Source organism: Arsenophonus apicola, assembly GCF_020268605.1.
Classification (GTDB): domain Bacteria; phylum Pseudomonadota; class Gammaproteobacteria; order Enterobacterales; family Enterobacteriaceae; genus Arsenophonus; species Arsenophonus apicola.
On sequence record NZ_CP084222.1, the window covers coordinates 1,155,718 to 1,179,947 of the forward strand.

The window sequence follows — 24,230 nt, forward strand, 5'->3', positions numbered from 1 at the left end:
GCATTTTTGATAGGAAAAAATTTCACTTTTGTTATGCTTGGCATCAATTTAGACTAAGTCAGTATTGGCCAAACGTAAAATCAAAGGAAAAACAATGAAAAAAACGTTACTGTTTTTAATCCCAACCCTATTTTCTGGCGCTGTAATCGCAAAGGGTGGTGAGAGTACGCTTTCGATGGGATACATACAGATTAAATCAGATGGACTTAAAAAGGATGTTAATTTATTAAATCAGTCAAACAAACTTGCTGGTGATGCTATTTCTAACAGTTTAGGGGTTTCAGCTAGAGTTGATTCTGATGATTATTCTAATCCAGGCGGTGCCTTTATACGCTACACGTATGAGTTAAATGATGGGTTCGGTGTTATTGGTTCAGCATCTTACTCTGAGAGTGATTTCGGTACTTCAGCGTTTGGAACCACAAATAAAGGGAAAGACAATTCTAGAGTTGATGGGCGCGTGAAGGGAAAATATATCTCATTGATGGTTGGTCCTACTTATCGATTTAATGAATATATTAACGTTTATGCGCTAGTCGGATTGGCAAACAAAAAAATGTCTTATGAATTTGGTGGGAATGCTTTTAAAAACGGTAAGTTAATTAAAGACGAAAAACGCTCAAATAGTGACAGTAGAAATGACCTGGCCTACGGCGTTGGTATGCAAGTGAATGTTTACGAGGGAGTTACCGTTGATGTAGGCTATGAACGTTCAGGCAGTGGCGAGTGGAAGACGGATGCATTCACGGTTGGTTTAGGATATAAGTTTTAAGCTGTAGCTCACCTGACAGTTACTCGCTATTAATGTGATAACTGTCAGGTTAACTTAAGGCAACAAAGTTACCTACATTATAAGTTTTACCCGCTAAGTTGTTTATTTTTTTAGCAACAATATAATGAAAATTCTAAGAAGACTATAAATTGAAAAATGAACATGAACATATAATAGAGGAATGATGAAAAAAGTTAATTATTGGATTTATCTCTATCGTAGCCTTGAATGGATGTATGTCAACACCAAATGAAGTGAGGCTAGATAAGCCTTTGTTTGAAGTTTATAGCAATAAATCTCCTCAAGAATTAGCAAAATGTATTTATGATGGTTGGACAAATACAAGGACGCTAATGGAAAGGGACAATACGACTCATACTGAAAATTTTGGAGATATTATAACAGTCTTTAGTTGGCACGATATAATTTTTGTTGATATAACAAAGTTAAAAGAAGGATCATTAGCAAAATGTATAAAACAACTGGCGGGGCATACGCTTTAGAAATTAATAGAAAAGAAGTCATTAAACTTTGTAAGTAGGTTTTTGAAGTGGATATTTATAGAAAAGTTTTATTGTTAATAAATTGTATTATTAACCTGATTTCAGGATGAGTGAAAGTTTTGAGAAAATAAAAATAACTCACTTATTGATTAAAAAACTTCAATCCAATCTGTAAGTTTCATTTACAGAATATCTGGAGCACATGTGCGTTTATTTTTTTATAAACTTTTTTATTTTATCCAAATCAATAGTTAACAAATGCTCGCCTTTATTTCCTATATTAATGGCAACGAATTTTACCGTATCTTCAGAAAAATTAATTTGATTTTTATTATCTAATGTATTTTGCAAGATTTTGATTATTTCTGAATTCATTGAACGTCCGTTAGCTTCAGCTCTTTTAGCTATAGCATCTCGCATTCCATCAGGAAATCTGACTGTAAACTTATCTTGAGTTTGACTTGGGAATTTTTTTCATTTTTAGACCAATAGCATTTTTAATAAAAATAGTATGGTGGCTACTTGACTTTATTGTCAATCGTGTTAAATTGACTCTAATGGCAAATAGCCATTATAAAGGAGAAAAGAAATGAATGATTCACTATATACTCAAAGAGCAACAGAAAAGTTAACATTACGGTTACCAAAGGGAGTAAAAGCTCAAGTTGAAAGAAAAGCAAAAGAAGAAGGTTTGTCTTTAAATTCAGCAATTATTCAAAGACTTGTTTGGAGCATTAATTATGATAAAAAAATGTTTGGGAAATAAAGCAAAAACCCCAACGGCGGCAACCATTGGGGTTTATAAAATGTTAACCACGAATGAAGAGATCAACACTATGACTATAGCAAATAAAAATCTTCCTGTCATTTCTGGAGTTGAAATTAGTACTGATATCGAAGGTCGTTTTAATTTGAATGCATTACACAAAGCGAGTGGTTTAGGAGAAGAGAAAGCTCCTGCTAAATTTCTGCGTAATAAAACGGCCAAAGCATTGATTTTAGAATTAGAAAAACAAACTGGACAAATTTGTCTAGTTAGCTTTGAGGGAAAAAATGGTGGTACGTTTGCCCATGAAATTATTGCTATTGAATATGCTGGATGGATACGTCCTGATTTTCGTATCAAAGTTAATCAAACTTTTTTAGATTTTAAAGCGGGAAAATTAGCGCCTGTTGTGATAGACCCTATGGTTGCATTAAATGATCCGGCCGTAATGAGAGGCTTATTGCTAAATTATAGTGAAAAAATCCTTGAGCGTGATCATCAAATAGCAGTAATGAAGCCCGATGTAGAAGCATTAGAACGTATAGCAAAATCCGATGGTGCTATGTGTGTGACTGATACAGCCAAGCAACTACAAATACGTCCCAAAGCCCTGTTTGATTTCTTAAGTGAAAATAAATGGATTTACAGACGATTAGGCAGCCCGTGGATTGGTTATCAGGAAAAGATTCAACAGGGGTTGATTGAGCATAAAGTGACAATGATTACCCGAAATGATGGGATTGATGAAACTAAAACACAGGTTCGTATCACACCAAAAGGAATTGCTAAATTGGCAAAACTGTTAAGCGTGGAGGTGGCAGCATGAATAACGCTCTCTCTACAATTAATGTCTCATTTTACGGTGATGATTTGTATGTGGTGAATTACAATAACGAGCCATATGTACCCATGAAGCCCATTGTTGAAGGTATGGGATTAGACTGGAAAAGTCAGTTTGTTAAGATTAAACAGCGTTTCAAATCAACTATGGTGGAAATCACCATGGTTGCTGGAGATGGCAAAGAACGGAGTATGATTTGTCTTGCTCTTCGTAAACTTGCGGGCTGGCTATCGACTATTAGCCCGAATAAAGTAAAAGCAGAAATCAGGGATAAAGTTGTCCGTTATCAGGATGAGTGTGATGATGTTCTCTATGAGTATTGGATGACCGGAGAAGTCAGGAAAAAAGAAGATAAATTATTGGTGCTTAATCGCTTTTCAGGAGAAAGTGGTAGAATTTTGATTACGATAAAAAATAATCAAATTTATCGCACGGACATGGTGCTCGAAAATGAGCATTTGTTAACACTGGACTCTTTCTTGGAGTTGGCTCATCGTGCAGGGTACTTAATTATTCGTAAGGATAAACTGTTGTCACTGCACAATGAGTGGTAATACGTAACAAATCAATCATCGTATAATTTACAGGTCACTGCTCAGGTGGCCTTTTTTATGGAGTCAAGTTAATGGATGAATTTAGATGGCGAACCCAGATACAAGACAGCCCAACGGGCGAGTACAGGCACCGAATCAAAGAAGTTGAATTTGGTGATGGTTACAAACAGGTAGCAGCCGATGGCATTCATCCCGAATCGCAATCCTGGCCATTTTCTTATTTAGGTAAAAAAAGCCGAAGTGATGCCTATCTTTGATTTTATTCGCCAACACACTTCAAAGTCTTTTATCTGGATTCCCCTTTGGTGTCAAGGGAGTGTATCGGGTAAAAGCTGATTCGATCAAGATGACTCCGGTTGCGCGTGATGTCATGAAAATATCAGCCACGTTTGAGGAGGCTTTCTCAGCTTGACTGCTCCCCTACCTAAAGGAAGGGATTCCCAATTCACAGAGCCTAACCTAAGCCGCATTAAGCGATTTAGGGCTTATAGGCTCTCCAGAGCTAACACCGCTAGACCAGCGGCTTTTATGTTTTAGCAGCGTTAATATCTCGGTCATGATTAACGCCACATTCAGGACAGCGCCACGACCGAATATTTAACGCTAATTTAGATAGTGTATATCCGCAATCGCTACAGCGTTTTGACGAAGGAAAGCACTGATCGATGGCAACAATAGTGCGCCCGTACCAATTAGCCTTATATTCAATTTGGCGAACAAATTCGCCCCAACTTGCGTCAGCTATCGCTTTAGATAGCTTAGGATTTCGGATCATGTTTTTTACTTTCAGGGATTCAACACAGACAACTTGGTTTTCGTTAATCAGTCTATGGGATAGCTTATGCAAGTTATCCAGTCGGCAATCAGTTATTTTCGCATGGAGTTTTGCAACTTTTAAACGTGCTTTAGTACGATTGTTTGAACCTTTTTTCTTTTGCTCAAACGGCGTTGTAGTAAAGCTAATCGTTTCTGAATATTTAGTGGTGTGGCGGGGATTGCCGGTTTTTAATCCGGTGTCGGTGACGAACAAGTCTTTTAAGCCAATATCAATACCTGTCATTTTTTCAGAAACAGGTAGTGATATTGGTTCAAATTCACACAAACAGGACGCAAAGTATCGTCCAGATGCGTCTTTAGAGATGGTAACAGTTGAAGGTGCTGAAGGTAGTTCTCGACTCCAGCGAATATCTAAAGGTTCTTTACTTTTCGCTATGTACAGCTTGCCGTCACGGTATTTAAACGCACTAGCGGTAAATTCAGCAGATTGTTTGTGGTGTTTGGTTTTAAAGGTCGGGTATTTGGCGCGCCCTGAAAAGAAGTTAGAAAAAGCTGCTTGTTGGTGTCGTAAAACCTGCTGTAACGGTACGCAAGAAACACTGTTAAGCCATTGTACATCCGTTTCTTTCTTTAAGGCAGTCAATCGTGCGTTGGCTTGAATATAGCTAATTTTTTCTTTTCTTTCGTAGTAGGCATCGGTGCGCCAGCGAAGAATTGAGTTATAGACAAAACGCACGCAGCCGAACGTATTAGCTAAAAGCTCAACTTGTTCAGATGTTGGGTAAAACCGATATTTATAGGCGCGCTTCATATTCACATTATCACATTAAATATGTGAGGTTGTAAATGTATATAGTAAAAGTAATGTTAGTTCCCTCTTTCCTCCTCCCCCTGAAGGGCAAGGTTTCCAGAGGGCATTATTGATGATAATCCATTCAGATGTGCAAAAATTAGAACCCGGTGAAAAAATCCAGTTGGTGGAAGTAGACGGCAATGCATTTGGTGGCCCTGTTTTGCGTTTTCATGCTTACAACCTTCGTTACACACCCGAGGAAATTGAAAAGGCAGAAGATAAATTAAAACCGAAGCCTATCTGGTGGCAAGGTAACGAATATGGCGCATGGCCTTATGAAATTTCGGGTTTATCAAAAGTAGTGAAGGCAGCCAAGCCAGACCGATACTGAAAGTGGGTAATATTGATAGTCTGATATCATCACTGTGCCTGGAATTTGATGATATGGTTCAGGCAAAAGTAACCATTTATGAGACCTTTTCGCATTATCTGGATAGGAAAAATTTCCCTGATGATAATCCTACTGAGAATCCTGATGAATGCTTTAAGCAAGTATTTTATGTTGACCGAAAAGTCATGAAGAAGCGGGGGAATTATTCAGTTTGAACTGGCTTGCCCGTTTGATTTACAAGGCGTTATGTTGCCAGTACGTCAAATTCATAATCTCTGTTACTGGTGCATGCGGGTTGGTATCGTTCAGGTAATGGGTGTGCCTATAATGGTAAACGCTATTTTGATGAGAAAGGCAATTCGGTGGATGACCCCGCCTTAGATGTTTGTGGTGGTCTGATGAGCGATTGTAAAAAACGATTTGGTGAAAATGTGCCCTTGGATTTTGGCGGATTCCCTGCGGCAGGTTTGATAAGATGATAACAAAAAGTCTTACTGAAGCAATATTCAACCACGTTAAAAAGGTATTTCCGCAGGAAGCCTGTGGGGTAATTTGCCAAAAGAGTCGTGTGAAACGCTATTTTCCTTGCCGTAATCTTGCTGCAAATCCCACTGAACAATTCGAATTATCACCAGAAGACTATGCCAATGCGGAAGACTGGGGACTGCCGGTTGCTATCGTCCATTCTCATTGTGGCGATGGCGTGACAACACACCCAAGTGAAATAGATAATCTGCAATGCGATGCTAGTGAATTACCGTGGGTAATTGTGTCGTGGCCTGAGGGGGATTTGCGTATAATTCAACCAAGAGGTGAGCGTGAATTAACGGGAAGAACGTTTGTTTTGGGTTACTCCGATTGCTGGACGCTGATTGTTGATTATTTTCGGCAAGAACACGGTATTACATTGAATAATTATAGTGTCACTTATCCTTGGTGGGAGCAAGGTGAAAATCGTTATATGGAGAATTTCATCAAAGAAGGTTTTGTTGAAATTAATGACATATCCAAAGTCAGTGATGTGGTCATTATGCAGGTTCAGTCTGATGTCGCCAATCATGCAGGTATTTTGCTGGATAACGGCATGCTACTGCATCATTTGTACGGGCAATTAAGCCGTGTCACGCCCTACAGTGATTACTGGCGTGACCGAACCGTCAAGATTGTCAGAAGGAAAGAATGGGCATGAGTGAACTGAGAACCGTCAGGTTATATGGAAAACTGGGCACAAAATATGGACGCGTCCATCAACTGGCCATCAGCTCCCCAAAAGAAGCCATTAAAGCATTATGTGTGCTTTACTCAGGTTTTGAGCGTTATCTGGCTGATGCCCATTTGAGAGGCGTCGAGTTTGCGGTCTTCAAGGGAAAGCATAATATCGGCGAAGATGAGTTTCACCTTGATACAACACAGGATATTCGTATTGCCCCGATAATTAAGGGAAGCAAAACGGAGGACTGTTCCAAACTATATTAGGGGTAGCCATGATAGGCGCAGCAATGATGTTGGGGCCTGTTGGGTGGGCAGCCTTTGGGGCAGGCGGTTTTATGGGCGGTGCTTTAGCGTTAGGTGGGGCATCAATGGCATTAGGCGGTATAGCACAAATGTTGTCACCGCAACCGCCAGGAGCTTCGGTTCGTCAGGATGCCGATAATAAACCGTCTTATGCGTTTGGTGGTGCAGTGAATACGACTGCCCAGGGTAATCCAGTGCCGTTGCTGTATACCTTGGATAGAAAAGAGATAGGTGGGGCAATTATATCCGCAGGGATTTACACCGAAGACCAAAGATAGCATTAATCAAGAACTTTGAGTCGCTGAGGCGGCTTTTTCTATGGGTAAAATATGACAAACCTTATTTTTGGGGCAAAAGGTGGTGATGGCGGTGGGCATAACCCCGTAGAGTCACCCGATAGCTTGCTATCAGAATCAACCGCAAAATTACTCTTTGCTATCTCTGAGGGAGAAATTGCTGGCGGACTAGATGCTACCCGTATTTTTCTTGATGGTACGCCTATTGGTAATGCTGACGGCAGTAAAACTTCGAGGGCGTGACGTGGGAGTTTCGACCGGGCAGTGAGCAACAAGAATACATCAAAGGCATTCCGTCAGTTGACAATGAGATTAGCATAAGCAGGGAATTAAAAGATGAACAACTGTATATCAGGTCGATAAATAATATCCAGCTGTCAGCTATTCGGTTACGTTTCTCTGTACCACAACTTCTAGAACAACACGATAATGGCGATACCTCCGGTTACCGTATTGATTATGCCATTGACCTGTCAGCGGATGGGAGTGGCTACAAAGAAGTGTTGCGGGCTGCCTTTGATGGAAAAACAACCAGCGAATATCAGCGGACGCACCGTATCGATTTGCCTGTAGCCAAAACCGGCTGGCAATTGCGTGTTCGTCGCCTCACTCCTAACAAAAAATACGGCGCGAATTGCCGATAAAGTGGTTGTTGCAGCCATTACTGAGGTGATTGACGCAAAATTAAGATATCCTAATACCGCTTTATTGTTTATCACCTTTGACGCAAGACAATTTAATAATCGCATCCCCAAAGTCAGCTTGCGTCCCAAAGGTGGTTTACTGGTAAAAGTACCCTCAAACTATGACCCTGTAAACCGAACTTATTCGGGTGTCTGGAATGGAACTTTCAAGCTAGCCGCGACGAACAATCCAGCCTGGATTTTTTTATGACTTGGTTTTAAATAACCGTTACGGTTGTGGAGAACGGATTAATAGCACACAGATAGATAAGTGGGATTTATACCAGATAGCCCAGTATTGCGATGAATACGTCCCTGACGGTCAGGGTGGTTCAGGTAAAGAGCCTCGTTTTTTATGTGATATTTATATTCAGTCTCAGGAATCGGCTTATCAGGTATTGCGTGATATTGCGGGTATTTTTAGGGGTATGACGTTTTGGGCGGATAATTCTGTCAAAGCGGTGGCTGATATGCCATCGGATATCTTTCGGATTTTCACGCAAGCAAATATCGTCGATGGAAAGGTGACCTATTCAGGCGGTAGTCAGCAAAACCGTTATACGCAGGTACTGGTTTCCTATTCGGATGCCGATAATCACAGTCATGATGCTATTGAGGCGGTCTCTGATAGCAAACTGCAGCGTCGTTATGGTGTGCGTAAAACGGATATTTCGGCGATTGGTTGCACTCGACAATCAGAAGCAAACCGACGCGGACGCTGGATATTATTAACGAATGCTTATGACAGGACGATAACCTTTTCAACTGGGCTGGAAGGTGCTATCCCAACGCCTGGGCAGATTATTGGCGTGGCAGACGCAAATCTTGCTGGCCGTATTATTGGTGGCAGGATTTCATCTGTTGATGAGAGAAAAATTACGCTCGACAGGAAGGCAGATATTAAATCGGGTGACAGACTTATCATTAACTTACCTGATGGAAAATCAGAAGCAAGAACAGTCCAGACGGTTAACGACAATATTATCACTGTAACAGCCCGTTATTCTCAACCCATTGAAAAAAATGCGGTTTGGACAATAGATGCCAACGACCTGGCAATTCAGCTTTATCGCGTAATTAGCATTCAGGACAATGCCGATAATACCTATACCATCACGGGGACTTTCCATAATCCAGATAAATATGCGCATATTGATGCTGGAGCCAGGATTGATAAAAGACCCATTACTGTCATCCCCCCTGGTGTCCAATTACCTCCAAAGAACGTACATATCTCTGCTTATACCCATATCAATCAAGGGATTGCTGTTACAACGTTAAGAGTTGACTGGGATGCCACAGAAAATGCGATTGCCTATGAGGCACAATGGCGAAGAGGGAATAATAACTGGGTAAGTATACCTCGAACGTCAACACCGAGTTTTGAAGTTCAAGGGATATATGCCGGACGCTATCAGGTAAGAGTAAGAGCCATAAACTCATCGGATATCTCATCTATCTGGGCGAATGCTCCTGAGACAATACTGAAAGGTAAGGAAGGCGAACCTCCTGCACCTGTTAACTTCAGGGCTTCCACATTGGTGTTTGGGATAAAATTAGACTGGGGATTTAACGAAAATACGGAAGACACGTTAAAAACAGAGATTCAGTACAGCGAAACCAATGACGGTGAAGGTTTGATGTTACTGGCTGATATACCTTATCCTTCAAAAAGCCATGAAATGTCAGGGTTGGCCGCAGGGACAGACTTTTATTTTCGCGCAAGACTGGTTGATAAATCCGGTAACCAGTCACCGTGGACAGAATTTGTGCGGGGTGAGGCAGAATTTGATGCTAGCAGTATCATTGATGAAATAGACAAAAAAATTAACGATACGGAAGCGATTAAGCAGTTAAAGAAAGGGATAGACAGTAGCACAGAAGCGATACTGGAAAACGCGAAGGGACTCAACGGCAATACGCAGTATTTCATGCGTCAAAACGGCAAAATGAAAGCGGAAATTGTCAGGGTTGATAATTATGTGGTAACCGAGACTAAAGCCTTAGCCGAGTCTATCCATCAGGTCAGAGCGACAGCGGATAAGTCATGGGCAGCCGCTCAGAATTCACTACAAGCTAAGTACGACATGAAAAAGGGTGAGGCTTCTGCAACTTGGACATCGTTAGTCAAGATTCACTATGACGGCGTCTCTTATGATGCAGGAATGGTGATTGGCGCTGAGCTCAAAAACGGTAAAGTTAGTACACAGATTGGCTTTAGCGCCCAAACATTCATCGTATACAATCCGGCCAATGGCAAGATGGAGCCGGTTTTTGCCATCAAAAACGGTCAGGTTGTTATGAGTTCAGTTTTTATTGGTGATGGAACGATAACAAATGCAAAAATTAAAAATGGAGCAATCACAAGAGCCAAAATAGTAGAGTCGTTAGAATCAGATAATTATGAGAAAGACAAAAAAGGAATAAAAATTGATTTTGCTAATGGGATTATGGAGATGAATAGTTATGAAGAAGGGCAGGGTCGGATGGTTATTAATAATAATAAAATTGATGTGTTTGATGGATCTGGTGCGCTAAGAGTGAGGATAGGTAAGTTATGAGTAATTTTGGTTGCCAAGTTTTTTTAAAAAATGGTGCTAACATAGAGACATTAGTCGTGCCAGTTTTCTTTTTAGACTTTATAACAAATGGAAATGGCGAAAAGACATACACAATACCAGAAAATCGATCCCTTAAAGTCTTGCATTCAAATACTTTTAGTGATGGTAGCGCTAAAAAAACTGAAGCAGATATAAAAGGAAATAAAATAACTTACAGAAACACATCAGAAGAAAGACCATTATTGGTTATTGCGGAGTAAATTATGTATGGAGGAAAGATAATTTCAGAAAAAGGCACAGTGTGGATATCGCCTGATGTAACGCCCCTTAATTTAGTAAAACGCGTTGATTTGACTATTACAACTGGCACATTCGGTCAAATTATAAAAACAGAAATACCAAATAATAGACCCATTGTTTTTTTTACTCGTGTCTTCTCTGACAAAATAGGAGTAGCAGCAGTGCCACTCAATAGTAATGGGCAATGGAGCTTAGAAATAAGAGCCGCAAGAAATGCAAAAGGTACAACGGAATCAGTGAAAATAAGGTTTTACATATTTAGTAATTTTGTCCCTAAAGATGTAAGTTCAGACTGGGGTATTCAATACTTTAATGCGAAAGGAGAGCTAACTTGGACTGGAGACATGATACCTTTAGAAGTTTATTCTGGAGTAGCTCCTAACGATAGTAATTACAAGGTTGATGTAGGATTTACTTGTGCAGTTGCGCCTTATTTTTCTGCATCCTACACAGCAGGATTTATCCCCGGTAAACCCCCAGTCTATATATGGATTACTAACGCCTGGAAGGCGTATGGAAATGTTATATCATCATACATAGTTGACAATATTAATTCATCTAGCTCAGGTTATGATCAATTTTACTCTAACAATTACTACTATATAAAAGCTAGTAATTACGATTACTAATGTCTTTTTTATCAAAAACAACAGTTAAATTAACAAATTTTTTTTGGTTTGTTTTTTTCAAATCTTTGTTTGTATAAAGCTTTTTTCACAGCCTGATCAAACATAAATGCTGGTTTAGATTCTAAAATCTTTATGTTCTCAACTGAGCCATTTTCGTCAATATCGTAAACAACCTTAACATATCCATTCTGGTTTAAATGCCATGCTCTATCTGGGTAGTCAACTTCAATGGCAGTGCAAAAAGAGTGGTATAAATACGCTATTAACAAGATCAAAACTGATTTCATAGACTTTCCTTTTTCTAAATATATTTGGATATGTAACATGATATACAACACAGGCACAATTACAACCGCGTCAGGGTCTTCTGTTGTCAAAGGCACAGGCACGAAATGGAATAGTAATAATCCACTCGTATCACCAGGCATGTTAATGCTGATTAAAAACGGCGATATAAACTATCCTTACATGATATTGGCAGTTAATAGTGACACTGAATTAACGTTAGCAGATAAGCCGACTTTTAGCGCAACAGATACCACTTACAGCATTAATCTCACTGAACCCAATAATAATTCTGATGCGGCAAGAGCACTAGTTGCAGCTAACACTTACATCCTTTACTTTCTGCAAAACATGGATACCTGGATGGGGGACAACGGTGTCGTTGAAATAACGTTACCGAGCGGTAAAACAGTCAAGTTAGAGTCGATTAAAGCACTACAAGAGTTAGTAGAAGGAAAAGCTGATGCGAGTAGTGTTGAAGAGATAAAAACAGCAGTAGAAGGAAAAGCTGATGCGAGTAGTGTTGAAGAGATAAAAACAGCAGTAGAAGGAAAAGCTGATGCGAGTAGTGTTGAAGAGATAAAAACAGCAGTAGAAGGAAAAGCTGATGCGAGTAGTGTTACTGAAATTAGCGAAAACTTAGATAAAAAGTATGATAAAACTGGCGGTCAGATAACCGGCGATGTGCAATTAAACACAGGAAAAATAAAAGCAAAGAATGCAAACAATGTTACTGATCATGTTTTTCAAGATAAGAACGGTACATTGATGCATGTCGGAGATTTTGGCATCGGTATTGTTAATCCAGCCTCCCTTAAAGATATAAATGTAACACTTGAAGCAGGATTTTATAGTGCTAATGGAAATGCTACTGGTGTACCGAGTGGCGCAGGCGGAACAAATTTCATACAGTCCAATGGTGATAATTATTGTTTTCAAATAGGAAAGGAAAATTTAACTAATGACTTGAAGTTGCGCATTAAGAAAAAAAACGTATGGTCTGCATGGGTAAATATTTTAACTAAAGCAAATACAACATTTGATGCAAATGGGTTTTTAAAAAGAGCATCGCCAATAGTCAAAATCCATCCATCCGGAAGCTTTGAAACTAACGAAGAATCAGCAGGAGTCAATGTCCAGCGAACTGGATTAGGAGTCTATTTCATCTCAGGTGTTATGGGCTATAACTCGGATGGTGGATGGGGTACAAACTCCGGCGCATCAGTACCTAAAAATAATAATGGTTTGGAGCTTATTTATATTAAAGATAAAATCCTACCTGACGGTAATATTGAAATACAAACATTCCACCGTCAGCACAGTCATTTGCCAGAAGATTTTCAGAATTGGCGAGTTAAAGAAATTATTAACGAAAAACCAGTTTATTACGCTGACGGTGAACAAGTTGATATTCCACCTTCAACATGGCTAGATATCCGTGTAGAAATGCCCGTTGATTCAATCTGGAATCGGCAGCATGCGCAAAACTAATAGCCCCGTCACAGGGGCATCCTATTAGCAGCGTTGGAGGAAGTGGGTCAATTCCGCTTTATGCCAGTTTGATAGCGCACCATTTAGCATTAGCTGGTTATCCTGTGTAGTCTGAGATAACAAAGTTTCTATCTCAGCAATAACTTTGTCGGCATTTTCACGTTTGCGAATAATGCGTTTAATCGCTGTTTTTTCTGCATCGGCTATTTTATCCTGAAGCTCTTCCGTTACGTGCCAGATACGCTCACACTCTGTAGCGATAGAAGGGACTAGTAGTACTTCCATTGGATAGGGTGAAGGAATGCCGGTAACTTCTCTCAATGCATACCAGATAGCATTATTCCATGCGTCCCTGAAACGAAAGTTTTGCGTCATCAGTGCAATGATACGGGCGAGATTTTGGGTATCTTTGCTGCTGAACTTTTCGTGAGCTTCGGGTTGGTATTTTGGTGCAGAATGTAGCTCTGCTTCCATGCGGTTGAATGCATTTATGTAATTGACTTTCCATTGTAATGCTTTCTTTCCCGTAAAACCCATTGCTAGTAATACAAAACCATCACGTGTAAGTTCAAACATTGGCATTTTACGTACCGCTCCATCACCACCAATAACGTCCCTGACCACCTCGTTAAAATTAACGAGGTGGTAATTTTTATCGCAGTCAGTAATAACTGACCGTATTTTTTTGAGTACGTTGTCATGTGTTTTTTGAAAGTAATTAGCTATAGCAACAGACGTTGTTACAACCTTACCGTTATGGATTACTACTTCTGGATGGAATAAAGAAAGTTGGTTGTTCATTTTTTGTCCTCTTAGATTGTTGAACCCATTAAGTATGGGTGATCGGGTGCTTCAACACCGCTAAGAGACGGCCCGTAGTTTTTCCGTAAGGTATTGTATGTTCTACACGCCACCCGATCATAAATCTAGGACATAAAAAAGCCGCATGGCTATCGGGTGCGGTATCCGCTCTTAGATGGTATGTTGAGTACCTTGTAAGAACTATAGCGCATGATTTGTTCTTTCGTCAATGGGTATTTCATATTCGTAGTTAAACGAATGATCAAGGTTATTTGGGAATTAAAAAAGAGGGTGAATTTAAACTGAGATTTCAGTCAAAATTAGGTAAAATTGGAACTCACTATGAGCGGTAACTAATTGATTTATAGTGAGTGAAATCGCTTGTTTTTACGTGTAAATGCGTATATTAAGTGAGCTATATATTTATAAGTAACTGATTTTTAGTTATTATTTATTTTTAAACCCACTATTATGTTGATTGTAGGTATGATGCCCTTTGCATTAGCATTACAAAAAACCGGTGGGATCGATTTGATTGTTAATTTACTCATGGATATTGCTGGTAGCATGGGACCAAGGATAATGCTGCTTTGCTTATTTATTGTTTGTGCAGTGACTGGATTATTTATTTCTAATACCGCAACAGCAATATTAATGGCACCGATTGCTATTGCTGTCGCTAATCATATGAATGTTTCGCCGATACCTTTTGCTATGGTGGTCAGTGTTGCTGCTTCTGCCGCGTTTATGACCCCAGTTTCTTCACCGGTTAATACCTTAATTTTGGCGCCTGGTGGCTATAAATTTAGCGATTTTGTTAAATTTGGTGTCCCTTTTACTTTTTTAGTTATGGCTATCACTATTGTTATTGTTCCTGTATTGTTTCCATTTTGACATTATCACCTATAATATGTAACAAATGGTAAGATAATGATACTGTTCATATTTTGTATGTTCTGTTAACTACTAATTTCATCTAAAGATAGACTAAATCCAGGAACAAAAACTTCAATAAAGTATTGCATTTCTTCGCTATAACGTTCAGAAAGCGTTTTTTCCAGTCGCGTTTTAGCTAAATTAAATTCGGTGTTACCCGCAGATAGCTCTTCTAAGCATTTTAAATAGGCACAAAGTGCATCAGCTTGTTTAACGATAGCCCGTTCTTCCTCAGTATGGTATTGATCATCCAAAATCGGCTGAAAATCTTGTTGTAATTCTTTTGGTAGCATAGCGATAAGTTTTTGTTGGGCGAATTTTTCAATTTTTTTATATTCGTTCGCAATTTGCGGGTTATGATATTTTATCGGTGTTGGCAAATCACCAGTGATCACTTCACTGGCGTCATGATACATGGCAAGTAATGCGATACGTTCAGGATTAATTTGACCATTAAATTTCCGATTTTTAATGCAAGCCAGTGCATGAGCGACAAAGGCAACTTGTAAACTATGCTCTGAAATATTTTCTGAACGTACATTGCGCATCAATGGCCAACGATTAATTAATTTCATACGAGAAAGATGGGCAAAAAAATAACTCATAAACTTTCCTCATGCGATTGTTATAGTGCTAAGCATTGTGAATTTATTAGATAAATAAGTAAATAATTAAATAACAAAATAGAACATCCTTAAGTAAATTAAGGATGTTCTATGGTTGGGCAACTATTGGCGATAGTTTAGCAGGAATTGGCTAAATTTATTAATTGCAGCTTCAAGCTGGCCAACATAAGGTAGGGTAACAATTCTGACGTGATCAGGCTCAGGCCAATTAAAAGCAGTTCCCTGCACTAATAAAACTTTTTCCTGTAATAGTAAATCAAGTACCATTTTTTGGTCGTTTGAGATATTGAACTTTTTAATATTAATTTTGGGAAACATATATAAAGCACCTTGCGGTTTAACACATGATACCCCAGGAATTTCATTAATTAGTTCCCAGGCCCGATTACGTTGTTCATATAATCGTCCACCGGGACAGATAAATTCGTTAATACTTTGATAACCGCCTAACGCAGTTTGGATCGCATGTTGCATAGGAACGTTAGCACAAAGCCGCATGGAAGCTAATATTTCTAAGCCTTCTATATAACTTTTGGCATTATCTTTCGGGCCACTTAGCACCATCCATCCCTGACGAAAACCAGCAACCCGATAAGTTTTTGATAAACCATTGAAAGTGATAGTTAATAGATCCGGTGCTAGTGCGGCAATTGAATGGTGCTGTGCATCATCGTAAAGTATTTTATCGTAGATCTCATCGGCAAAAATAATCAGTTGATGCTGACGGGCGATTTCGACAATCTCCATCAATAATGCTTTGCTGTAAACAGAACCAGTAGGATTATTAGGGTTAATGATGACAATGCCCCGTGTGCGCGGCGTAATTTTTTTGCGAATATCATTTAGATCGGGAAACCAGTTTTGTTCTTCATCACATCTATAGTGCACCGCTTTGCCGCCGGAAAGCGATACCGCAGCAGTCCATAACGGATAGTCAGGGGCAGGAACTAACATTTCATCGTTATTATTCAATAAGGCTTGCATTGATTGCACGATAAGTTCAGAAACACCATTACCAATAAAGATATCTTCAATATTAATGTCAAGCATTCCTCTTGCTTGATAGTGTTGCATGATTGCTTTACGAGCGGAGTAAATTCCTTTTGAATCACTGTAACCTTGTGAGTGAGTAAGGTTGCGTAGAACATCAAATAAAATTTCATCTGGCGCTTCGAAACCAAAAGGTGCAGGATTCCCGATATGAAGTTTAAGAACTTTATGGCCTTCTTCTTCAAGACGCTTGGCTTCTTTAAGAACTGGCCCTCTTATGTCGTAACATACGTTATCCAATTTATTGGATTTAGTGATTGTATTCATTTACTCGGTTTAAACCTCAATGTTAATAGTATATGAGGAAATTTTTCTGCATATTTATGTTCACACTCTACTCTTAGTTGGAAAATTTTTGAAGATACCGCTTTATCTTTGGTAGAAAAGATTGACTTGAATAATTAAACAAGGTCAAAAAAACTTTTCATCTAACTTAGTTAGATAAATAAATTCAAAAATATTATATAGGTTAGTCTTATATTTTAAACATGCGCTGATTTTTAGTAAACAAAAAATAAATCAATTAGTGTTAATGGTTTGGTAATGCATTTTTTGTTACAAACCATTGGTGGTTTCATGATAGAAATATTGTTTTTATAACATATAATTAAAGTTAATATGTTATCGCCGTATCTGAGCAAATAAAGTTTTGCTGCTGATTATCAATTTATATTTTTCCAAGCTGCATTATCTTTGACGGTTATTTTGTTGACAATAACGTATTTTTTCCCTGTTTGGAAAATCGTTATTTTGGCATAGATTTGGAATTAAAAATTATTCTAATAAAAACGAGAAGAGGAACATTCTCATTGGCATTTTGTTTATCAATATGTAAAACATGCTTATTATTAAACAATTTAAGTTAATAAAAGTGCATACACAGTAATAAATACTGCATTAATAGAAATAAATTTTAATTTGTAAGGTTTTATCTTTTATTTCTTTAACTATCAATGATTTTAATATCTATTGAATTCGTAAAAACACCAGGAATGATATAAGAGAACAAAATGATAAATTCAAATCGCCCAATTATGAATCTCGATCTTGATTTACTTAGAACTTTTGTTGCAGTTGCCGATCTTAATACATTTGCTGCAGCCGCTGCGGCTGTTTGTCGTACTCAATCAGCTGTTAGCCAACAAATGCAGCGTTTAGAGCAGTTAGTTGGCCGTGAGCTCTTTGAGCGCCATGGCCGTAATAAATTATTAACGGATCATGGTTTGCAGTTATTAGGTTATGCGCGGCAAATATTACGTGCTAATGATGATGCTTCAGCTTCACTAACGTATAATGATGCAAAAGGCGAGTTGCGAGTAGGTGTTTCTGATGACACTACCAATACTCTATTGCCATTTCTGCTTAATCGTATTGCATCAGTATATCCACGTATGGCTGTCGATATTTATATAAAACGCGCTCATCTGATTAAAAATATGTTGGATAATGGTGAAATTGATTTAGCACTCCTACCGACAGAATTGAGTCAATATCCAAGTACTCTTTTACGTTCTGCGCCAATTCTTTGGCATTGTGCACCTGATTTTCAGCATCAATTGAATGAGCCAATTCCGTTGGTTGTAATGGATGAAACCAATCCTTTTCGTGAAATAGCAATAAGTACCTTAAATGCTGCGGGTATCAAATGGCGTATTGCTTATGAAGCCGCTTCGTTATCAGCAGTGCTTGCAGCAGTTAATGCTGAAGTCGGTATCACTGCGCGTCCGTTGGAAATGCAAAATGGCGATCTAAAAATTCTAAGTGAAAGTGATGGTTTACCTCGTTTACCTGAAATTCGTTATTGGTTTTACCGTAATATTGATGAACAAAATGAGGCTATTTTAACTGTATTTGGTGCAATTAAAAATAAGAAAACACCTTATATAGTACAGCCGGTTAGCGAGATAATTAATAAAGAAATATTATAAATCTGAAGGTTAGAAAATTACGCTTTAGTCTAGGTTGTTATTTAAGTTAAATATCGCGAGCGATTCTATTATTCCAGCACTGTTTCTCTATTTTTAAATAGTTATAACAGTGCATTTTTTATTTCCCATAAAAAAGCTTATTTTATTTCGCTGACAATAGCCCAAAATATTAGTACATAAAATATTCTTTATTATTGCAATAAGGAAGGCATTGATTAACAAAAATTATTTAAATATTCTTATCAATAGTACTAAATTTTATTTTGGCAAAAATTTATTCTGCCTTAAAGAGTTTTGATTTTATCTAAAAATTAGGCTTATTTATTGATTTGTGAAAAATGATAGTCGTTAATATAATCATATAAAGTTGATTGTTTTTTGAACAACTGTATTTTTTCAACAGAATTGTGCGCATGATCAAAAAATAGCGGAAGTGATGCTGTTTTAAAACAGGTTTTTCCTGAGATAATGGTGTAGAAAAAACGAAATATCAGTTACACTAGTTACTAGCTGTGAGTATTAGTTGAATGAGCTGTCCCGTTTTAGCTAGCGATGTTTTTAATTTATAGTTTACGGTAAAAGGTACAAACAGAGCATTATTATATAAACAAAATAGTGATGAGAGGGGCAAAGTTGAAGAAAATGGATGTTTGTCTGTCTATTTTGATTTTTTCTTCTCATCTAATTATGGTTAGTGTGGTGTAATATTGCGCTAATTCAAGAGCAAAGCAATGACACCGTTTTTATTTATAATGAGTAAGCAGCGAGTATGTCTACATCTATTGAAGTATTTGCTCATCATTGGGCTTTTGCAATCTATCTTATCGGTGCTCTTGGTCTGTGTTCCTTAATGTTACTTGGTGCCTATTACCTTGGTGGTAGATCCCAAGCCAAAGCAAAGCATATCCCTTATGAATCGGGTATTAATTCTGTTGGTAGTGCCCGTTTGCGTATATCAGCCAAATTTTACTTGGTTGCAATGTTTTTTGTTATTTTCGATGTTGAAGCGTTATTCCTTTATGCGTGGGCAGTCTCAATTAAAGAAAATGGTTGGTTAGGCTTTATTGAGGCAAGTATTTTTATTTTGGTGTTATTGGTGGGCTTATTCTACTTGGTTCGTATTGGGGCACTTAATTGGACGCCAGTGCGTTCACGTCGCCATGTTACAAAACCGAGGGAAGTAATTAAAACCAACAATCGTCACCCCTAGTAAAATTGAGGCATTTAAAGATGGATTATACGCTCACTCGCATTGACTTAAATGGTGAGAATGACCGTTATCCCTTGCAAACACAACAAGTTGTCGGGGATCCATTAGAGCAGCATGTTCATCGTAGTGTTTATATGGGTAAATTAGAGCATGCTTTACATAATATGGTAAATTGGGGCAGAAAAAATTCTCTCTGGCCGTACAATTTTGGCCTTTCCTGTTGTTATGTTGAAATGGTGACCTCTTTCACGGCTGTGCATGATGTTGCTCGGTTTGGTGCTGAGGTACTACGGGCATCACCGCGACAAGCTGATTTTATGGTTGTTGCCGGAACCTGTTTTACTAAGATGGCACCTGTTATTCAACGACTTTATGATCAAATGTTAGCGCCTAAATGGGTGATTTCGATGGGAGCTTGTGCTAACTCGGGGGGTATGTACGATATTTATTCTGTTGTTCAGGGCGTTGATAAATTTCTTCCTGTTGACGTCTATATACCTGGTTGTCCACCACGCCCGGAAGCTTATATGCAAGCTTTATTATTATTACAAGAATCTATTGGTAAAGAACGTCGCCCATTATCATGGGTAGTCGGTGACCAGGGTGTTTATCGCGCGAATATGCAATCTGAAAAAGAGAGTAAACGTGGTGAAAGGATAGCGGTCAAAACGCTACGAACACCCGATGAAATATAAGGCTTTAAAATAAGCTATTCAGCGTAACAGAAGCAATGTGTTGCGGTCGTAATAAACCTGATCAAGCGTTGTGGTGCAGAATGATAACAGATCAGATAACGCAAGAGAGTGTCAGGCCAGTATGGCAAACTTATGATCATTGCGATGATCCCATAATTTTGGCACTGCGTAACCAATTTAGTCCTGATGCTTTCACCATTCAATCAACTCGTACGGGAATGTTGGTCATCTGGATCAAACGTGAACAACTTCTTGCCGTAGTTGAGTTTTTGAAAAAGCAGCCTAAACCTTATGTGATGCTGTTTGACTTACATGGGGTTGATGAGCGGCAAAGAGTATATCGGCAAGGTTTACCTGAAGCTGATTTTTCCGTTTTTTACCATCTCATTTCCATTGAGCGTAACCGCGATATTATGTTGAAAGTGGCGCTTAGTGAGAAAGATCTTAATATTCCATCTCTAGTGTCTTTATTTCCCAATGCTAATTGGTATGAACGTGAAGTATGGGATATGTTTGGCATAACATTCAATGGCCATCCAAATTTGCGCCGGTTATTAATGCCAATGACCTGGCAAGGACACCCGTTATGTAAAGATTATCCGGCCAGAGCCACTGAATTTGATCCTTTTGTTTTAACCAAACAAAAACTTGATTTAGAGATGGAGTCACTGACCTTTAAACCAGAAGAATGGGGGATGACGAGAGGCAATGAACATGAGGATTTTATGTTCTTGAATCTGGGTCCTAATCATCCTTCATCTCATGGCGCTTTTCGGATTGTACTGCAACTAGATGGTGAAGAGATTATCGACTGTGTACCGGATATTGGTTACCACCATCGGGGTGCAGAGAAAATGGGCGAGCGCCAATCCTGGCACAGTTATATTCCTTACACTGACCGCATTGAGTATTTAGGTGGTTGTGTTAATGAAATGCCTTATGTCTTAGCGGTAGAAAAGCTGGCAGGTATTGATGTACCTGATCGCGTTAAGACTATCCGTGTCATGTTGTCAGAGTTATTTCGTATTAACAGCCATTTACTCTATATCAGTACTTTTATTCAGGATGTCGGTGCAATGACACCGGTTTTCTTTGCTTTTACTGATCGGCAAAAAATATATGACATTATTGAAGCGATCACCGGTTTCCGTATGCATCCAGCTTGGTTTCGAATCGGAGGTGTTGCCCATGATTTACCACAAGGTTGGCAGAAACTGTTGCAGGAATTTCTTGATTGGATGCCAAAGCGTCTCGATTCTTATGTAAAGGCTGCATTGCAAAATAGTATTCTTAAAGGGCGTTCAGTGGGTGTAGCCGCTTATACAACTAAAGAAGCATTAGATTGGGGGGTTACAGGCGCTGGATTAAGGGCGACGGGCCTTAATTTCGACATCCGTAAATGGCGACCCTATTCAGGTTATGAAAACTTTGAATTTGAGGTTCCAATCGGCAACAACGGCGATTGTTATGATCGTGTGATGTTAAAAGTAGAAGAGCTACGGCAAAGCCTGCATATTCTTAAGCAATGCTTAAATAATATGCCGACCGGACCATTTAAAGCCGATCATCCACTCACGACTCCGCCACCGAAAGAGCGCACATTACAACATATTGAAACCATGATTAACCATTTTCTACAAGTTTCATGGGGGCCAGTTATGCCTGCAAATGAGGCTTTTCAGATGATTGAAGCAACAAAAGGGATCAATAGTTACTATCTTACCAGTGATGGTAATACGATGAGCTATCGCACACGCGTTCGCACACCAAGTTTTGCTCATTTACAGCAAATTCCTGCGGTGATCAGAGGCAGCCTGGTGTCTGATCTTATTGTCTACCTTGGTAGTATTGATTTTGTCATGTCAGATGTGGATCGTTAATAATGCAAGATGAATTTAATCCAAATCAACAGCAGAAGCGGCTCGATGTCGCTAATAGGATAGAGTCTCACACCAAATATGATTTTGCTTTGACCGAAGAAGAGCAAGAAGCGATTGAGCAAGAAAAACATCACTATGAAGATCCCAGAGCCGCTTCAATTGAAGCATTGAAAATTGTGCAAAATAAGCGCGGTTGGGTGGAAGATGGTGCTATTTATGCAATTGCCAATCTGTTAGGTATTCCTGCTAGTGATGTAGAAGGCGTAGCGACCTTCTACAGTCAAATTTATCGTCAACCTGTTGGTCGCCATATTATCCGTTATTGTGACAGCGTGGTTTGTCATATTACCGGTTATCAAGGTATTGAGAGTGAAATTATCAAGTTATTACAGATTGCGCCCGGACAAACAACCGCCGATGGCCGTTTTACCTTATTACCAACTTGTTGTCTGGGTAACTGTGACAAAGGTCCTACTATGATGATTGATGAGGATACGCATAGTCATGTCAAGCCATCTGATATTCAACGGTTATTGGAGCAGTATCCATGACAACCCAGCGACAAATTACCCGTAATAAGCAGACCCATCCATTAACTTGGCGTTTACGTGAAGATCAGCAGCCCGTCTGGTTAGAGGAATACTTAAGTAAAAATGGTTACCAAGGCGCTAAAAACGCCCTGTCAAGCATGTCGCCAGATCAGGTGGTTAGCTTGGTTAAAGATGCTGGTCTTAAAGGTCGTGGTGGTGCTGGCTTTTCTACCGGTCTTAAATGGAGTTTAATGCCGAAAGATGACAGCATGAATATCCGTTATCTACTTTGCAATGCTGATGAAATGGAGCCAGGAACTTATAAAGATCGTCTTTTAATGGAACAGCTACCGCATTTGTTGATCGAGGGAATGCTAATTGGCGCTTATGCATTGAAAGCATATCGTGGTTATATTTTTTTACGTGGTGAGTATATTGAGGCAGCCAAACATTTACGTAAAGCGATTGAGGAGGCGAAAGCAGCGGGTTTATTAGGTAAAAATATTCTGGCTAGCGGTTTTGATTTTGAGCTTTTTGTGCATACCGGTGCTGGGCGTTATATTTGTGGTGAAGAAACAGCGCTAATTAATTCCCTTGAAGGACGCCGAGCAAATCCGCGTTCAAAACCGCCTTTTCCGGCAACATCCGGTGTTTGGGGTAAACCAACTTGCGTCAATAATGTGGAAACGCTCTGTAATGTGCCGGCGATTATTACACATGGTAAAGAGTGGTATCTGGGCCTTAGCGAAGGTAAAAGCAAAGATGCTGGAACGAAGCTGATGGGATTTTCTGGCCGGGTCAATAATCCCGGCTTGTGGGAATTACCTTTTGGTATCACTGCACGTGAAATCCTAGAAGATTATGCAGGTGGCATGCGTGCAGGTTTAACGCTTAAAGCCTGGCAACCAGGCGGAGCAGGTACCGATTTTCTAACGGAAGCGCATCTTGATTTAGCCATGGATTTCGACACTATTGCTAAAGCTGGCAGCCGTTTAGGTACCGCACTGGCCATGGCGGTTGATCATGAAATTAATATGGTTGCTTTAACCCGCAATCTAGAGCAATTTTTTGCCCGCGAATCGTGTGGTTGGTGTACACCGTGTCGTGATGGCCTACCTTGGAGTGTAAAAATTTTACAGGCGTTAGAGCGTGGTGAGGGGCAACCAGGTGATATTGAAACATTAGAGCAACTTTGTCGTTTTCTTGGGCCAGGTAAAACTTTTTGTGCCCATGCCCCCGGTGCGGTTGAACCTTTGCAGAGTGCTATCAAATATTTTCGTGCTGAATTTGAAGCTGGCATCAGCCAACAAAATTTGGCCAACTTGAGTCCAATTGCAGGTATTCAGCCAAATTTGTTAAAGCAGCGTTGGTGATAACCTACGCTAAGCTAAATAAAAAAGTATTTAAGTCGACTGAA

20 protein-coding genes and 6 pseudogenes are annotated in these 24,230 nt (G+C 39.2%); 20 read left to right on the forward strand and 6 right to left on the reverse strand.

Annotation, left to right across the window (positions count from 1 at the left end; all coding sequences use genetic code 11):
• The first annotated feature begins 94 nt into the window (after positions 1 to 94).
• Positions 95 to 772, forward strand: a complete 678-nt coding sequence (locus tag LDL57_RS05240; RefSeq protein ID WP_180558852.1) for an Ail/Lom family outer membrane beta-barrel protein — start codon at positions 95 to 97, stop codon at positions 770 to 772.
• Positions 773 to 1,008: 236 nt separating this feature from the next.
• Entirely contained in the window at positions 1,009 to 1,275 is a 267-nt protein-coding gene (locus tag LDL57_RS05245) for a hypothetical protein (protein ID WP_225507225.1), read from the forward strand.
• Between the two features lie 347 nt (positions 1,276 to 1,622).
• Here the strand turns inward: LDL57_RS05245 and LDL57_RS05250 are convergent.
• Positions 1,623 to 1,695 (reverse strand): annotated as a pseudogene (locus LDL57_RS05250) (Arc family DNA-binding protein); the annotation flags it as partial.
• 169 nt (positions 1,696 to 1,864) lie between these two features.
• Here LDL57_RS05250 and LDL57_RS05255 point away from each other — a divergent pair.
• The 4 genes and pseudogenes from LDL57_RS05255 to LDL57_RS18135 all read left to right on the forward strand — a co-directional run bounded on the left by LDL57_RS05255 (position 1,865) and on the right by LDL57_RS18135 (position 3,693).
• Positions 1,865 to 2,041, forward strand: coding sequence for an Arc family DNA-binding protein (locus tag LDL57_RS05255; protein ID WP_225505395.1), 177 nt, complete (start codon positions 1,865 to 1,867; stop codon positions 2,039 to 2,041).
• Entirely contained in the window at positions 2,016 to 2,867 is an 852-nt protein-coding gene (locus tag LDL57_RS05260) for a phage antirepressor KilAC domain-containing protein (RefSeq protein ID WP_225505394.1), read from the forward strand. Before LDL57_RS05255 ends, LDL57_RS05260 begins: the two co-directional genes overlap by 26 nt.
• A pseudogene (locus LDL57_RS05265) lies at positions 2,864 to 3,229 on the forward strand (phage antirepressor N-terminal domain-containing protein); the annotation flags it as partial. The gene LDL57_RS05260 and the pseudogene LDL57_RS05265, both read left to right, overlap by 4 nt.
• Before the next feature lie 278 nt (positions 3,230 to 3,507).
• Positions 3,508 to 3,693, forward strand: coding sequence for a phage tail protein (locus LDL57_RS18135; protein ID WP_375141954.1), 186 nt, complete (start codon positions 3,508 to 3,510; stop codon positions 3,691 to 3,693).
• A gap of 269 nt (positions 3,694 to 3,962) precedes the next feature.
• Here the strand turns inward: LDL57_RS18135 and LDL57_RS05275 are convergent, their stop codons facing one another.
• On the reverse strand, positions 3,963 to 5,024 hold the full coding sequence (locus LDL57_RS05275) for an RNA-guided endonuclease InsQ/TnpB family protein (protein ID WP_375141955.1): 1,062 nt from the start codon (positions 5,022 to 5,024) through the stop codon (positions 3,963 to 3,965).
• Between the two features lie 112 nt (positions 5,025 to 5,136).
• On the opposite strand from LDL57_RS05275, the pseudogene LDL57_RS05280 reads away from it, so the two are divergent.
• The 6 genes and pseudogenes from LDL57_RS05280 (at position 5,137) to LDL57_RS05305 (ending at position 11,381) form a co-directional block, all read left to right on the forward strand.
• Positions 5,137 to 5,876, forward strand: a pseudogene (locus LDL57_RS05280) (phage minor tail protein L).
• Positions 5,873 to 6,586 carry a C40 family peptidase gene (locus tag LDL57_RS05285; protein WP_225505393.1) on the forward strand — a complete coding sequence of 238 codons (714 nt, stop codon included), beginning with the start codon at positions 5,873 to 5,875 and terminating at the stop codon, positions 6,584 to 6,586. Before LDL57_RS05280 ends, LDL57_RS05285 begins: the two are co-directional and overlap by 4 nt.
• Positions 6,583 to 7,190 (forward strand): annotated as a pseudogene (locus LDL57_RS05290) (tail assembly protein). The gene LDL57_RS05285 and the pseudogene LDL57_RS05290 overlap by 4 nt, the downstream one beginning before the upstream one ends.
• Positions 7,191 to 7,241: 51 nt before the next feature.
• A pseudogene (locus LDL57_RS05295) lies at positions 7,242 to 10,452 on the forward strand (TipJ family phage tail tip protein).
• Positions 10,449 to 10,712 (forward strand): hypothetical protein, encoded by a 264-nt coding sequence (locus LDL57_RS05300; RefSeq protein WP_180559773.1) that lies wholly within the window; start codon positions 10,449 to 10,451, stop codon positions 10,710 to 10,712. The pseudogene LDL57_RS05295 and the gene LDL57_RS05300 overlap by 4 nt, the downstream one beginning before the upstream one ends.
• A gap of 3 nt (positions 10,713 to 10,715) precedes the next feature.
• Positions 10,716 to 11,381 (forward strand): hypothetical protein, encoded by a 666-nt coding sequence (locus LDL57_RS05305; RefSeq protein ID WP_180559772.1) that lies wholly within the window; start codon positions 10,716 to 10,718, stop codon positions 11,379 to 11,381.
• 29 nt (positions 11,382 to 11,410) lie between these two features.
• Here LDL57_RS05305 and LDL57_RS05310 read toward each other — a convergent pair whose 3' ends face one another.
• Positions 11,411 to 11,668: a TonB family protein gene (locus tag LDL57_RS05310; protein WP_225507227.1), complete on the reverse strand. Its 258-nt coding sequence runs from the start codon at positions 11,666 to 11,668 to the stop codon at positions 11,411 to 11,413.
• A gap of 37 nt (positions 11,669 to 11,705) precedes the next feature.
• Here LDL57_RS05310 and LDL57_RS05315 point away from each other — a divergent pair, with 37 nt between their 5' ends.
• Entirely contained in the window at positions 11,706 to 13,157 is a 1,452-nt protein-coding gene (locus LDL57_RS05315) for a phage tail fiber protein (protein WP_225507229.1), read from the forward strand.
• Positions 13,158 to 13,181: 24 nt separating this feature from the next.
• Here the strand turns inward: LDL57_RS05315 and LDL57_RS05320 are convergent, their stop codons facing one another.
• Positions 13,182 to 13,958: a Rha family transcriptional regulator gene (locus LDL57_RS05320; RefSeq protein WP_225507231.1), complete on the reverse strand. Its 777-nt coding sequence runs from the start codon at positions 13,956 to 13,958 to the stop codon at positions 13,182 to 13,184.
• Between the two features lie 462 nt (positions 13,959 to 14,420).
• On the opposite strand from LDL57_RS05320, the pseudogene LDL57_RS05325 reads away from it, so the two are divergent.
• Positions 14,421 to 14,852, forward strand: a pseudogene (locus LDL57_RS05325) (SLC13 family permease); the annotation flags it as partial.
• Positions 14,853 to 14,917: 65 nt separating this feature from the next.
• On the opposite strand, the gene yfbR reads toward LDL57_RS05325, so the two are convergent.
• Together yfbR and LDL57_RS05335 are read right to left on the reverse strand one after the other, a co-directional pair.
• Positions 14,918 to 15,499 (reverse strand): 5'-deoxynucleotidase, encoded by a 582-nt coding sequence (gene yfbR / locus LDL57_RS05330; protein ID WP_180559783.1) that lies wholly within the window; start codon positions 15,497 to 15,499, stop codon positions 14,918 to 14,920.
• 123 nt (positions 15,500 to 15,622) lie between these two features.
• A complete protein-coding gene (locus tag LDL57_RS05335) occupies positions 15,623 to 16,837 on the reverse strand; it encodes a pyridoxal phosphate-dependent aminotransferase (RefSeq protein ID WP_225507234.1) in 1,215 nt (404 codons plus the stop codon).
• A 743-nt stretch (positions 16,838 to 17,580) separates the two neighbouring features.
• Here LDL57_RS05335 and LDL57_RS05340 point away from each other — a divergent pair.
• The 6 genes from LDL57_RS05340 to nuoF all read left to right on the forward strand — a co-directional run bounded on the left by LDL57_RS05340 (position 17,581) and on the right by nuoF (position 24,186).
• Positions 17,581 to 18,498 (forward strand): LysR substrate-binding domain-containing protein, encoded by a 918-nt coding sequence (locus LDL57_RS05340; RefSeq protein ID WP_180559785.1) that lies wholly within the window; start codon positions 17,581 to 17,583, stop codon positions 18,496 to 18,498.
• A 769-nt stretch (positions 18,499 to 19,267) separates the two neighbouring features.
• Positions 19,268 to 19,708: an NADH-quinone oxidoreductase subunit A gene (locus LDL57_RS05345; RefSeq protein WP_225507236.1), complete on the forward strand. Its 441-nt coding sequence runs from the start codon at positions 19,268 to 19,270 to the stop codon at positions 19,706 to 19,708.
• Between the two features lie 20 nt (positions 19,709 to 19,728).
• A complete protein-coding gene (locus LDL57_RS05350; protein ID WP_180559787.1) occupies positions 19,729 to 20,403 on the forward strand; it encodes a NuoB/complex I 20 kDa subunit family protein in 675 nt (224 codons plus the stop codon).
• Positions 20,404 to 20,483: 80 nt separating this feature from the next.
• A complete protein-coding gene (gene nuoC, locus LDL57_RS05355) occupies positions 20,484 to 22,283 on the forward strand; it encodes an NADH-quinone oxidoreductase subunit C/D (RefSeq protein ID WP_370520682.1) in 1,800 nt (599 codons plus the stop codon).
• Positions 22,284 to 22,285: 2 nt separating this feature from the next.
• A complete protein-coding gene (nuoE, locus tag LDL57_RS05360; RefSeq protein WP_180559788.1) occupies positions 22,286 to 22,834 on the forward strand; it encodes an NADH-quinone oxidoreductase subunit NuoE in 549 nt (182 codons plus the stop codon).
• Positions 22,831 to 24,186 (forward strand): NADH-quinone oxidoreductase subunit NuoF, encoded by a 1,356-nt coding sequence (nuoF, locus tag LDL57_RS05365; protein WP_180559789.1) that lies wholly within the window; start codon positions 22,831 to 22,833, stop codon positions 24,184 to 24,186. Before nuoE ends, nuoF begins: the two co-directional genes overlap by 4 nt.
• The last annotated feature ends 44 nt before the right edge of the window (positions 24,187 to 24,230 follow it).